Annotated in this window: 11 protein-coding genes; 7 read left to right on the top strand and 4 right to left on the bottom strand. The window is 57.0% G+C overall.

Translation table 11 applies throughout. The features are described from left to right. The first annotated feature begins 214 nt into the window (after window positions 1–214). Entirely contained in the window at window positions 215–1150 is a 936-nt protein-coding gene (locus tag B8991_RS14255) for a LysR family transcriptional regulator (RefSeq protein ID WP_084353664.1), read from the top strand. Between the two features lie 169 nt (window positions 1151–1319). Here the strand turns inward: B8991_RS14255 and B8991_RS14250 are convergent, their stop codons facing one another. The 3 genes from B8991_RS14250 to B8991_RS14235 all read right to left on the bottom strand — a co-directional run bounded on the left by B8991_RS14250 (window position 1320) and on the right by B8991_RS14235 (window position 4907). Next, on the bottom strand, window positions 1320–2153 hold the full coding sequence (locus B8991_RS14250; RefSeq protein WP_084353663.1) for a methyltransferase domain-containing protein: 834 nt from the start codon (window positions 2151–2153) through the stop codon (window positions 1320–1322). 1292 nt (window positions 2154–3445) lie between these two features. Next, the gene (locus B8991_RS14240; protein ID WP_084353661.1) at window positions 3446–4279 is read right to left on the bottom strand and encodes a GNAT family N-acetyltransferase; all 834 of its coding nucleotides are present in this window, start codon (window positions 4277–4279) and stop codon (window positions 3446–3448) included. Window positions 4280–4628: 349 nt separating this feature from the next. After that, complete coding sequence (locus B8991_RS14235) at window positions 4629–4907, bottom strand: hypothetical protein (protein ID WP_084353660.1); 279 nt, start codon at window positions 4905–4907, stop codon at window positions 4629–4631. 83 nt (window positions 4908–4990) lie between these two features. Between B8991_RS14235 and B8991_RS14230 the strand changes: the two genes are divergently transcribed. From B8991_RS14230 to B8991_RS14220, 3 genes are read left to right on the top strand one after another with little or no spacing between them, the layout of a single operon-like run. Beyond that, window positions 4991–5248 carry a hypothetical protein gene (locus tag B8991_RS14230; protein WP_143514611.1) on the top strand — a complete coding sequence of 86 codons (258 nt, stop codon included), beginning with the start codon at window positions 4991–4993 and terminating at the stop codon, window positions 5246–5248. Continuing rightward, window positions 5248–6384, top strand: coding sequence for a WD40 repeat domain-containing protein (locus B8991_RS14225; RefSeq protein WP_084353658.1), 1137 nt, complete (start codon window positions 5248–5250; stop codon window positions 6382–6384). Before B8991_RS14230 ends, B8991_RS14225 begins: the two co-directional genes overlap by 1 nt. A 21-nt stretch (window positions 6385–6405) precedes the next feature. After that, window positions 6406–6585, top strand: coding sequence for a hypothetical protein (locus B8991_RS14220; protein WP_084353657.1), 180 nt, complete (start codon window positions 6406–6408; stop codon window positions 6583–6585). On the opposite strand, the gene B8991_RS14215 is transcribed toward B8991_RS14220, so the two are convergent. After that, entirely contained in the window at window positions 6582–7547 is a 966-nt protein-coding gene (locus tag B8991_RS14215) for a hypothetical protein (RefSeq protein ID WP_084353656.1), read from the bottom strand. The genes B8991_RS14220 and B8991_RS14215 overlap by 4 nt on opposite strands. A gap of 53 nt (window positions 7548–7600) precedes the next feature. Here B8991_RS14215 and B8991_RS14210 point away from each other — a divergent pair, with 53 nt between their 5' ends. The 3 genes from B8991_RS14210 (at window position 7601) to B8991_RS14195 (ending at window position 12343) form a co-directional block, all read left to right on the top strand. Next, entirely contained in the window at window positions 7601–8887 is a 1287-nt protein-coding gene (locus tag B8991_RS14210) for an RNA polymerase factor sigma-54 (protein WP_235866637.1), read from the top strand. 653 nt (window positions 8888–9540) lie between these two features. Then, window positions 9541–11205: an aromatic/alkene/methane monooxygenase hydroxylase/oxygenase subunit alpha gene (locus B8991_RS14200; protein WP_084353653.1), complete on the top strand. Its 1665-nt coding sequence runs from the start codon at window positions 9541–9543 to the stop codon at window positions 11203–11205. Between the two features lie 79 nt (window positions 11206–11284). Further along, complete coding sequence (locus tag B8991_RS14195; RefSeq protein WP_084353652.1) at window positions 11285–12343, top strand: NADH:ubiquinone reductase (Na(+)-transporting) subunit F; 1059 nt, start codon at window positions 11285–11287, stop codon at window positions 12341–12343. Window positions 12344–12348 lie beyond the last annotated feature (5 nt).

Genomic DNA, 12348 nt, shown 5'->3' with positions numbered 1-12348 from the left:
ACATCAAAAACAAGCAGCATAATCAATCAAACAACCGAACCAGAGCCTCCAATGTTCAAGCCGCTCTGATGTCCCATTTTATATGACGACAGACACTCGGGCAGGGCATATCGGGTACGGTCCGAGAGATCACCGCTCAGGGTTGTCCAGCCAGCCCCAGGATCATCAGCCACCTCGTCCCAACTTTGCCACCCTTTAAGCTAAAAGCTTGGATATGTTCTGCATATGTGTCAATTCAATGGCGACTGAGGAACGAGGAACAGCGCCGGTGAACCTGACACTCCGACAACTCAAAGTCTTCAAAACGATCGCCAAAGTGGGCAGTTACCGAAAAAGCGCGAAAGTGTTGAACACATCGCAACCGGCGCTGACGAAGACTATCCAGTCGTTGGAATATTCGCTTGGCGTCGAGGTATTTCGGCGCAACACCCGTTCGGTCACCCTGACTTCCGCTGGTCTTGAACTGCTGGGCCGGATCGAGGGGATATTCGAACAGCTCGACCAGACCGTAGATTCAGTGCGTGATGTATCATCGGGCCGAGGCGGCAGCATCAATCTGACCTATGTTGACTTCGCAATTCTTGGAACGCTGCCGGACACGCTCGCGCGCTATCGGCGTTATAATCCGCGGATCAAGATCAACGTCCAGTTCGCCTCTACCGCCGATCAGATTGCGCTGGTCAAATCGGGTAAGGCCGACCTTGGGTTTGTCATGGATATTGACCTGAAGCTGCCCAGTTCGTTCTGCCGCAAGCACGTCGTGCAAGAGGGGTTGGTTGCCGTGGTGCCGCCCAAGCACCGGTTGGCCGAGCGTGAGACGATCGAGCTTGCCGAACTTGAGTTGGAGTCCTTCATCATGGGGGACACGTGGTCACGCTATAATGAATTGATCCGCGATCTGTGTATCGAACGAAACTTTATGCCGCAGGTGACCCACAAGGCTTTTTTGCGGGATGAGATGCTGGCCTTTGTCATGGCCGGCCTTGGGGTTCTTGTTTATCCGAAATGTATCTGCAACGCTGGGTTGCTAGGTCTGAAAGTGGTGCCGATCACCGATGTACCACCGGTCGTTCGGACGACCGCAATCTGGCGGGCTGACGCCAAGAACCCGGTGCTCCCATCCTTCCTGCGTGAGGTCAAGCCGATGTAGGCAGGTCATTTTCGGGAGAATAAGATCATGCGATATGACACTTGCAAGCGCGGCGTGTTTGTCATCTTACCAGCTCGTCTGGTCGACCAACTTCCGTTACAAGGTCTTGACCGGGGCGCTGCGACTGGGGGTGTGACACCTGCCGCCACATGCGTCGGATGGGGCGAACCTAAACCACGACGGCAGATGCCACAGCTGCGGGGATTGGTATATTCCATTCTGGGCCGGCTCCGTGCTTTTCCAGAACCTTCGACACCACTGCTGCGCGGATCGCCGTGGCATTTTCGGCCGGTTGAGGGCGCAACAACGCGCCGCCCCTTGCCGTACCTCTCAGGAAGAAATCATAGGGTGCGCCGGGATCATTCACTTGCCATTCGGACGCGACGATAGACTGGTGGCACTCGGAAAACCCTGCTGCTTCGAGCACCTGAAAGGCTAGGGATGCATCGGCGTAGTCATTCGCTCCCGGGCCAGGTGGTAGCGTGATGTCCTTAGACCCGAATTCATCAATCGCACCAAAAACATAACCAAGTGCCGTCTCGACCTCGGGACCACACCAGACCGAGAAAGCCAGCCGACCGCCGCGGCGAAGAACGCGGCGTGCCTCTGTCACGACTTTTGGTGGATCGGGCACATGCGGTATTCCAAAACCAATCGTAACAGCGTCAAACGAAGCATCGGCGAAATTCAGTGCCATCGCATCGCCTTCAATGAACTGAGCCTCCGGTACCGCAACGCGCGCCATTGCCAGCATGGCAGGCGAGAAATCGAGCCCCGTAACTCCGGCCCCTGCCGCGACGAGGCCGGATGCCACGTTGCCATGACCACAGCACAAATCCAGCGCTTTTGTGCCAGGCTTGGCTTGCACAGCTTTTACCAAATATGGCACGACCATATCTGACGCCTTTGCAAACACTTGCGCATAGGATTGAGCAACTTCCGCTTTCGCCCATTCGCGCCTTTCCAATGCGGCGAAAGTGTCTGGTTGTTGAATGTCTGGCACATTCTCCTCCGCGTTTGGATCAACTCGGCTTCTCTACCCATGCTCTTGCCGGAAGAGTGACAGGCCCGGCGGTGACAACTCTTGCTTTCAGACTGTTATTCACCGGCTGACGGAGACTTCCGGGCAAGCGTTTGTCGTGGCCTGGTGATGGGCGCGCGGCCATGGTGAACGGATGCCAGAACGCTTCGAACCTCGGGAACGACGTTTCCATCCCAATCGCCACGATCTCTGCATCGATCGCGCCTGCGTCGCGACATAATCCGGCCAACCCATCTTTCTGGCAGATCGGAAACCATGCGTGTTCCCTTCAACAAGCGCCTCAAGGCGAACACTCTATCATCTTCACGGGAACAGGCGTAACGACGTTTCCTGCGGCATCTTTAACATGAAGTCGGACCGCGCCTGAGCCTGCCCTGATGCACTCGCCAGTGAATATATGCGGCGGAGGATTGAGAGGGCCAATCGCATTCGTCGGCGGCCCCGGGAAAACGCCACCGTAGTCTTTGTCGGCCATTGGAACGATCCTGACATCGCCCGACGCCGCCACCCCAACCATATCGATGCCGCTTGTCCGCCCCACAAAGCCAGCGCCGACAAGTCGCCTATCTTCCACGTCAACGACTATGTCGAATGCGCTCCTCACGCTCGCGGCGGCAGGCACGGTAAAGGTCTGAACATCTGGCATTAGCGTCTCTCGTATAATCACCTTCGCGTCGGTGGTAACCACTGGGCCGCCGCCCGCTGGTTGAAACATACAGCTGACCAATACATCGCGCGAAGTTCCGGTGTTTCGCGTCGGTCTGTAGGTGGTCTGAGCGCTGAGATTGGGCGTGGCGACAGAGACCGGGCCCGCATTCGATACTAATCCATCGCCAATCACCGAGAAGCTGATAGTCCCGGGGCCAGTCGTTCGACATCGAACGACCGAAGACGCACTTTCCTTTATGTCGCCGGGGACGGCGGTTGCACTTGCTGGCGGGGGAGGCGCAAGAAACGCACAACTTCCTGTCAGAAGGACAGTTGCCACAGCTGATGCGTGAATTATTGAAGTTCGAGTTGGACTCCGCATCGTCGGAAACCTCTTTTGAGAAACCGGTCGTGCACTTCTGAAGCGTAATTTGCCATGACCATGATAGCAGAGAATGCGTTTTTTTTTCGCATGGTTGTTTGATCCCACGGTTTGATGACCCTATTTTTCTCAGGCGTGGAAGGCAGCACTACGGGAAAAGTTCGTCCCGGAAGCGCCACGACCACGCATGCCGTCAGAGGTCTACAAAAAATCGCCAAAGAGACTAAAGCTGTTGGAAACGCCCGTCTTCCAGCGCTTTGTTAACATTGGTGCAGTGACGGGCTTTGTCCTCATCACTGAGAAAGCGCAGGCTTGTACGGTTTGATTGTACGAGCGCCGCGCCGATGCTCCGGCGGTTTTCGTCCTGAACGACGAAAAGCCCACGCGCAGGACCACGGAAACGATGGGTTTCGATAAATGCGTTCAGCATTTCATGGTCTGGCCATGGCTCGGCACCGGGGCAGGGCAGGATGTGAACAAGCGCAGGTGCGTCTTTCTGTAGGGCTGGCCGCAGCGTGGTGTGGCCAACGGTCATAATCCGCGGGTTCAGAAGGTGCCACTGCTCCGGGGTCAGGAGGTAGTCTCGACACGGCTCGGCGCGTTGCGTCGCGTGAAAGAACATCCGTCGGCCATCGGGGCAGGGCGCAAAGCCCAGCCGGGTCAGCAACTGCTGCGATGCGGTATTGTCGTCGTGACAGGTGGCAACCACCGGCGGTGCAGGCAAACAGAACCGCGCCCCGATCGCCATCCGCAGTGCTCGTTGCATGAGACCCTGACCCCAGCAATCCGGGGTCAGCCAATACCAAAGCGCGGCACCAATACACAGCCCGCCCACGACCGCGCCATCCTGTTCGATCACGCGCATCATTTCGCCCGGATCGCGGCTGTGTGCCAGGATTTCATCCGCTGCCGCCGCGTCGAAAGGCTGCCGCACGGCGGCGAGCCAACGCGCGACGCGAGCGTCGCCAAGATCACGGGCAATTGTAGGCAGGTCTGCCTGTGTCAGAGGGCGAAGTAACAGGTCATCTTGTTGCAGAATGTCGGCGCAGTTTTTCATCTCTTTTCCCCGACCAATTAGGGATGCGGATCAACTCAGCGCCAAAAGACCACAAATAGCAAACAAATGATTCGACTAATTAACATGCAAATCAAAATCTTCTGTATTGCTGCGAAACCGTCTTTGGAACAGGCCGTTACAAGGCGAGATTTAAAACGTAACTTTAGTTTACACTTTATCGGCACCAAGGCGAAATTTCACAGAAAGTCGAAGGATTTCTACAGAAAGCGTTGCGTCACCATGTCGCTCGGGTAGCTTTCTCGACGCTTGATCAATCGAGTGTTCATGGGAGGTGAGGCCAATGTTTGAACCGCGCGCAGAGCATGCCCGCGACCACTGCCGCAACTGGCTAGTTTGGCCTTTGTTTGCTGGGGTCGGCGGCCATGGGCAACGCGTCCCAAATCGCCGAGATATCAGTGGCCATGATCAGATGCGCTTGTCGCAACAGGCGGTCTTTCAAAGCGGCGTCCAATGTGTCCATAGACTGACGTGCGGAAAGCAGGTCCCGAGGATGGCCTGTCTCGACCGCGCGGTCAATCGCCTCGCGGCAGGATTGATCCACGTCGTCGGATTGGCTGCAAATTTGTTTGAGCGCGTGGAAGAAACGGGCATCGGCAGGATCGTTCATCGGATGAGCCTTTTGGTTTGCAAGACGGGCTTGATGTATAGGGGGCAGCAATGACGGGTCAATTGCGCAGCTTCGAAGAGATCATGAAGGATCGGCTGAAGGCGACGCAGGACATCGCTGCCGCGAATGCCGAACAGATGCGGCTGAACCAGAAGTCCAGCGGCCTGCTCGTCCTGGATTTGAAAGTCGAGCGCGACGGCATCGTCGACAGCACCCACGAGAACGAGCACGCCCGAACAGAGGCGGCTGTTGAAGACAACATACGAAAAATCGATCGGTTGGAACGCGAACTTTCCGCACTGGATGAAGAGCTTGAAGCCACAATGAAGAAGGAAGGCTGATGACACAGCACAAGCCGCCACAAGCGATGACGTTATTCGATCTGCTTGCCCGGACCTGGACACTGCCGGGCGAAGTGCGTGATGTCATTTTCAATGCCGCCGGGTCGTCATTGGCCGTCCTGCTGGCCGATGGCCGGCTTGCGTTTATATCGGTCAAGGATGCCGAGCATCCCGAAAGCCGCGTACGGATAGAGGCCGACACCGGACGGACAAGCATCCGACCTCGTACCAAAACTTTGCCTGCACCAGTGCTCAGCGATGCAGCTATCGCGCGCGCCGATTTGACGCCGTGTCGACTTGGCGATCAGGGGTTTGCCTTTTCGAATGCCGATACAAATGCCTTGTGGCGCGCCACGGCGCGGGGGCAAACCCTTGCTGTTAAAGGCGCGCGCAATGAAGCGGTCACGGCGCTGGCGTCGATCCCGCGAACAGGGCGCATCGTGCTGGCCTATGACAGCAGGTTGGCATTGGTCGCCGAAGACGGAGGCGCAGAGCTTGCCACCGCCGAGTTGAGCCACGGCGTGAGCCGCATTGCGGTATCTGATGATGGCCGCGTTCTGGGATGCCTGGGCGGGGGCCAGATCAGTATCGTCGCAAGTGACGACCTCAAATCAACCAGCACCTTTGCCTGCGAGGGCGAGGTGCTCGATCTTGGCTGGTCGCCCTGCAAACGCTGGCTGGTGGCCGGTTGCGCCAACAAGACCGTGCTTCTGATCGATGTGCAGGCGGGTGTCTCCGACCGGATCGTCGATTTTCCCGACGCCGTGCGTACAATCGGGTTCAGCAACAAGGCGCGCGCCATGATCGCTTCCGGGGCTTTCCGCGTCGTCGGTTGGACTCTCCCTGATCTACCCTTCGGTGACGATGAAGGCAGCGCAATCGAAACCGGGAAGCCAGGATTGACGCTTGTCGATCTCGTGGCGGTCCATCCGAAAAGAGATCTCTGTGCCGTCAGCTATGCCAACGGGCTGGTGATGATCTGTCGGATTGGTCATCCGGACGAAATGCTGCTGCGCGAAGGCAGCGGTGCCACGGTCAATTCGCTGGCCTGGTCTGACGATGGTGCCCATCTGGCAATCGGGGGCAGAGATGGGAGTGTCTCAATCGCGACATTCCCGAAAAACATGTTCAAATAGAAACCCTTGGGAGGCAAGCCAATGACACAAGTTCTGTCTGACGAAGAAAAAAGCAAAGACAAGTATTTCCAACAAATCGCCAAGGTCGCAGAGGCGATGGTGGAGGAGCACGGCAAGGATTTTGCCGCAGGGGCGCTGGTGTTGGCGGCGCGCTGGGTTTCTGAAAACCGTCTTGGTAGTGCCGAAGATCTCAAGCACTAATTTGGTTTCGTCGCCCGTCTCGATGTTGCGGGTTGCGGCGAAAGACTTGAAATCTGATTGACGATAATTCCGCTCAAGGGACCGGCCAGCGCTGCAAGGGCGCTGGCGGCAGGATCTGTTGTTGCTGAAACTCGACCAGCCGCAGCCAGTGTCTCCGTCAATTCAGGCTTAAGCATTTGCGCAAAGGCACACAGCTCATGGATACGAAAGGTTGAAAAATGCAGGCTGTCGCCGTTCAGCAATACGGCACCCTTTTGCCGGGTGAGCAGATCCGTTCGAAGAGCATTGCTGTGAACGGCCGCGCCCAAGGTGGACAGCACCGATTTTCGCCATTTTGCATATTCGGTATCCGCCGAATGGTCGATCCCCACGGAATACAGCCGTTCGGAAATGCTGCGGAACGCACGACCGCCCGCGATGTGACGCCGCCAGAAATCGTTCGCCTCTTCGACGCTGCGACTTTCGGCAAAACGCTGTGCCAGTTTGGGGCGGATCAACAGGACCAGCGCCATGTCCACATCTTCGGAAACCGAGCGGGCAATCTGCATTGCCGGCATCGGCAGGTCGGTCAGCGCCAAAAGGCGCAAAGCTGCAAGCTGTTCAGTCAGTCGCGCCGACAGCGCCGCCAACCCATGCCATTGCGCCGGGCTCAGCCCGTCGATCTGTCGGTCGCGGCCGACACTCGCGGCACCGTGCAAGGCACGCACCCAAAGCACAGATTGATCGAACAGAAAAACCAGATCCACATCGGCGCTGGTGGTCGATGTATCGACCCGTGGCACGGCACGAAAGCCCAGCAGAGAGCGGACGCCGATCCGCCAGTGGCGATCAAAATCCAATCCATTGGCGGACCACAACTGTTTTACGCGCGCCAGAAGTTGCGGCGACAAGCCCGGATAGGACATTTCCGGCGGGGCGCGATCAAGCGGTACAATGCCGCCGATTGGAGGGTGTTTGCTCATCACACTGCAATTCAGGGGTTTCTTTCGACCACGTTAGCCCGGTGCGCCGTGACATGGCCAGCGCTTTGTCTCCTGCGCATTCTGCCGAGGACGGTATGTCGCTAGGGTTTAAACTTGGTGTCAAACAGACCCAGGTTTTTCGGCTGGGTCAGGTGGTCAGCGTGTTGCAGATGTCGGCTGGCCAGTTGGACGACCATTTGAAAGAGGTGGCGGAAGCCAACCCGATGGTAATCCCGCGCCGACGGCCCGGTGCGGGGGCCAGTACGACAGATGTGCTTGAAATGACCGCGGTCGAGGAGGCGGGAAGCCTATACAGCCATGTGTTCCGCGCGCTCGCCGGACTGATCGCCCAAGGTGGCATGATGGAACGGGTGATCACCGCCCTGATGGGCGAGTTGGAGCCATCCGGCTGGCTGGGTCGCCCTGTCGAAGACATTGCCGAGACGCTTGGACTGACACCGCAACTGATCGAGACGGCGCTGAAGGTCGTTCAAAGGCGGGTGGAGCCAACCGGGATTTTTGCACGAAACCTTGAAGAATGCCTGCGTCTACAGCTTGAAGATCGCGATGCGGTGACCCCTGCCATGAGCACTGTCCTTGCCCATCTTTCAACGCTGGAAGGTGGTGGGACTTGCGCGCTCGTCGCGGCCACGGGGCTGCATGAAAACGAGGTAAGCAATTGTCTTGCCATGATCCGGTGCCTTGATCCGAAGCCGGGCGGCGCGTTTGTCACAGATCCCACGCTGATGCGAGAGCCGGATGTTCGGGTTGTTCCTTCCGGCGATGGCTGGGACATCGAATTTATTTCGTCTTTGAAAGATGATATCGACATCGCCAATATACCCAGATCTCAGCAGTCCGAAATGACACGCGAGGCGCTGGCCAAGGCGCGGGCGCTGAAACAGGCCTTGGATATAAGGCAATCTGCACTCCGGCAGGTGGTCGGGCAAATTGTCGAGCGGCAGGGTGGCTTTTTGCGCTCTGGGGCATCAGCCTTGACGCCGATGACGATGTCCGAAATCGCGCAAGCCACGGGGTTTCACCTGAGTACCGTCAGCCGCGTGTTGAACGGGTTGCTGATTGAAGGGCCGATCGGCATCGTTGCAGCCCGATCGCTTTTTGTCGGCGCAGCCTCGGCGCAGACGGCGCATTCCAGAACGCAGGTACGGGCACGGATCCAGGCGTTGCTTGCCGATGAAGACCCAAAACGTCCAATTTCGGACCGCCGTCTCACCACATTGTTGCAGTCCGAAGGCATCACAGTGTCACGGCGTATAGTGTCAAAATACCGCCATGATGCCGGTATTTTGGCGGCAGCGGTGCGGCGGCGGCAAGCCTGATTGACCCCATCAATCGCGCTGTGGGTCTTAAGGCCGCGGCGCTTGGCCGGCCCTCAATTGGTCCCATGAAATTCCACGATCACTTGGGCCGCATTACGGGACCAAAACTGCTGTTTGACGGGTGGAATGTCCTGCTTGGCTGGTCCCAAGTCACCCTGCGTGGGCACAACCGAGCCCCCTCGATTTTCAGGTGCGGGAAATGTGTAACGAAGCGTAAAGGCCAGAACGCAACTAGTGTAACAATATGCGACAATCTGCCTCGGGAATTTGAATGCGGCGCGCCGCCGAAAAATTACGCCGCAAATTTTTATAGCTTAAAAAGTACCTTATTTTCAAAGCGTTAAAATTTATTAGGCGAACAAGAGACGCATTTTTCAAAATCTGGAACACGCCTTGCCACAAGAGAGGCACAAGATGCGAGCGCCCAACCAAACAGGGGCGGCTCAAAGAACGAAGGATAGGGAGAGAGGCATGCGTCCCGACGCAGGCCGCAAGCGCCAACTGGCGCAGCAGCGGGCATTGTCCATCTTCAAAACCTTTGCCGAGAAACCGGTGCCTGTCCGTCACATAGCGGCCGGCGCTCACATGAAACGGCAAAAGCCGCCAACGGGTGGTCGGGCAACCGGCCCCAGAGCTTTAAGGAGGCTCATGGCATGACTTTGACGCTTAACAAGATCACGTCGCAACGTGGTATCTCGGTTGGGGAGGCAACTAAGAAGATTTCCGACTTGGGATGGAATCCTTCCTATGTTCAGGAAGCCAGCACGTATCCGACGGACTACAAGATTACCAAGGCCCCGCGCGACCCGATGAAACAGGTTCTGCGGTCCTATTTTCCGATGGAAGAAGAAAAGGACAACCGGGTTTACGGTGCGCTTGACGCCGCGCTGCGCGGCGACATGTTCCGCAATGTGGAGCCGCGCTGGATCGAATGGATGAAGCTGTTCCTCGGGATCATCCCGTTTCCGGAAATTTCGGCTGCGCGTTCGATGGCAATGGTGGCCCGTCTGGCCCCGGGCGAGGATCTGCGCACTGGCTTTACCATGCAGATGGTCGATGAATTCCGTCACTCCACAATTCAGATGAACCTGAAAAAGTGGTACATGGAGAACTATATCGACCCGGCCGGTTTCGACATCACGGAAGAGGCCTTTGGCAAGTGCTATGCCACGACGATCGGACGTCAGTTCGGTGAGGGTTTCATCACCGGCGACACGATGACCGCCGCATGCATGTATCTGACCGTGGTTGCCGAAACCGCGTTTACCAATACGCTGTTTGTGGCCATGCCCTCCGAGGCCGCGCGGAATGGTGACTATGCCCTGCCGACAGTGTTCCTGTCAGTGCAGTCGGACGAAAGCCGTCACATCGGGAACGGCCACTCGCTCTTGATGGCCGCGTTGAAGGAGCCGGAGAACCACCTGCTGCTGGAACGCGACCTGCGCTATGCCTTCTGGCAGAACCACGCAATCGTTGACGCCGCCGTTGGCACGATCATCGAATATGGCACAACGAACCGCGACAAGGACAAGGAATCCTATGCGGAAATGTGGCATCGCTGGATTTTTGAAGACTACTACCGGACGTATATGCTGCCGCTCGAAAAATACGGCGTGAAAGTGCATCACGACGACGTGCAGGAAGCCTGGAAGCGGATCACCGAGAAGAACTATGTCCATAAGGTCGCACAATTCTTTGCGGTCGGCTGGCCCGTGAACTTCTGGCGGATCGAAGCCCAGACCGAAAAGGACTTCGAGTGGTTCGAGCACAAGTATCCCGGCTGGTATGCCGAGTTTGGCGACTTCTGGAAATGGTATGGCAAGCTGTCCAAGCCGGGCGAGACCATCATCACTTTCAACGAAGACACCGGCTATGTCTATCCGCACCGTTGCTGGTCCTGCCTGGTGCCGTGCGTCATCCGTGAAGATATGGTTGTCGACGAGATCGACGGCGAGTTGCACACCTTTGCGCACGAGCTGGATCGCTGGACTGCGGTCGAGGCCTTCTCGGATGAATTCCAGGGCCGTCCGACACCGGCCATGGGCAAATTCTCGGGCAAGCGTGAGTGGGAAAGCGTCTATGATGGCTGGGATCTGGCAGATGCCATCAAGGATCTCAACTTTGTCCGCGAAGACGGCGAAACACTGGTGCCACAGCCGCACCTGCGCTTCGACAACAAGGACATGTGGAAGCTTGAGCATGTTCGCGGTCACACGCTGCGCTCGCCGCTCAACATGCTTCGCGGCATGTCAGAGACAGATCGTGCAGCCCATGTTGCCGAGTATCAGGCGGGTTTCACCATCAATCCATGCAACTGATTGCAGAAAATGCGGGGGCCGTTTGCGCGGCCTCCGTCCCCAGCGCGCATATCTGCGCGCAGCGTCAAGGGAGAAAGAAATGACGGACACTTACAACGTCCGATTGGAGCCGGTCGGCGTGGAATTCGAGGTCGAGGAAGATGAGACAGTCCTCGATGCGGCATTCCGCCAGGGCATCGCGTTGCCCCACGGATGCAAGGAAGGGCAGTGTTCCGCCTGTAAATGCGTTCAGTTGGACGGTGAATCGGAGATGATGAAATACTCCACGTTTGCCCTGAATGACATGGAAAAGGACAGCGGCCACATTCTGATGTGCCGGACCTTGGCATATAGCGATCTCGAAATCGAGCTTTTGAACTTCGACGAGGAACTCCTGTCGAAATCCATTCCAGTGAAGCAGTTTTCCGGCAAGATCGTCGATTTCCACAATCTGACCCATGATATTCGCGGTGTCCAAATCGAACTGGATGCGCCTTTGAAATTCTGGGCGGGTCAATATGTCGACATCACGGTCAAAACAGAAATGGGGGAGGAGATTACGCGCTCGTTCTCCATGGCAAATCCGCCGAGCAAAACCCAAAACCTCGGCTTCATCATCAAAAAATATCCAGACGGGAGATTTTCAAACGAACTCGACGACGGAGGCATCAAAGTCGGCGTCGACGTCAAAATCGAAGGACCCTACGGAATGTGCTTCCGAAGAGACAACCGACAAGGACCGGTGATCTTGGTTGGCGCAGGTTCGGGTATGTCGCCGGTTTGGTCGATACTGAATGATCAGATCTCCAGCGGCGAAGATCGTCCAATCTACTTCTTCTATGGCGCGCGGTCGCAGGATGACCTGTTCAAGCTGGACGAAATAGATGCCCTGACCACTGCGCATTCCAACGTCGAGTTCATTCCGGTGCTCAGCCATGCGGATGATGACGCAAGCTGGACCGGCGAACGCGGCTTTGTTCACGAATGCGTCGACACGCGGCTGAAGGCTTTGGGGATCGACGGCGACGGAGATGTGTATGCCTGCGGACCGCCACCGATGATCGATGCGCTGACGCCTGTGCTGTTCATGCACGACTTCGATACCGATCGCATTTTCTACGATAAATTCACGCCCACTTCCGGTTCTTCGGGCCACTGATATCG

The organism is Primorskyibacter flagellatus (assembly GCF_900176485.1).
GTDB lineage: Bacteria > Pseudomonadota > Alphaproteobacteria > Rhodobacterales > Rhodobacteraceae > Primorskyibacter > Primorskyibacter flagellatus.
The sequence above is the reverse complement of the archived record's forward strand: the minus strand, read 5'-3'. Positions and strand labels throughout refer to the sequence as shown.

What these genes read in the sequence shown, in the direction of transcription:
- B8991_RS14235 (WP_084353660.1), bottom strand. Translation starts at nt 4,907, where the DNA reads ATGAACGATCCTGCCGATGCCCGTTTCTTCCACGCGCTCAAACAAATT.
- B8991_RS14195 (WP_084353652.1), top strand. Translation starts at nt 11,285, where the DNA reads ATGACGGACACTTACAACGTCCGATTGGAGCCGGTCGGCGTGGAATTC.
- B8991_RS14255 (WP_084353664.1), top strand. Translation starts at nt 215, where the DNA reads ATGTTCTGCATATGTGTCAATTCAATGGCGACTGAGGAACGAGGAACA.
- B8991_RS14220 (WP_084353657.1), top strand. Translation starts at nt 6,406, where the DNA reads ATGACACAAGTTCTGTCTGACGAAGAAAAAAGCAAAGACAAGTATTTC.
- B8991_RS14225 (WP_084353658.1), top strand. Translation starts at nt 5,248, where the DNA reads ATGACACAGCACAAGCCGCCACAAGCGATGACGTTATTCGATCTGCTT.
- B8991_RS14240 (WP_084353661.1), bottom strand. Translation starts at nt 4,279, where the DNA reads ATGAAAAACTGCGCCGACATTCTGCAACAAGATGACCTGTTACTTCGC.
- B8991_RS14230 (WP_143514611.1), top strand. Translation starts at nt 4,991, where the DNA reads ATGAAGGATCGGCTGAAGGCGACGCAGGACATCGCTGCCGCGAATGCC.
- B8991_RS14215 (WP_084353656.1), bottom strand. Translation starts at nt 7,547, where the DNA reads ATGAGCAAACACCCTCCAATCGGCGGCATTGTACCGCTTGATCGCGCC.
- B8991_RS14210 (WP_235866637.1), top strand. Translation starts at nt 7,601, where the DNA reads ATGGCCAGCGCTTTGTCTCCTGCGCATTCTGCCGAGGACGGTATGTCG.
- B8991_RS14200 (WP_084353653.1), top strand. Translation starts at nt 9,541, where the DNA reads ATGACTTTGACGCTTAACAAGATCACGTCGCAACGTGGTATCTCGGTT.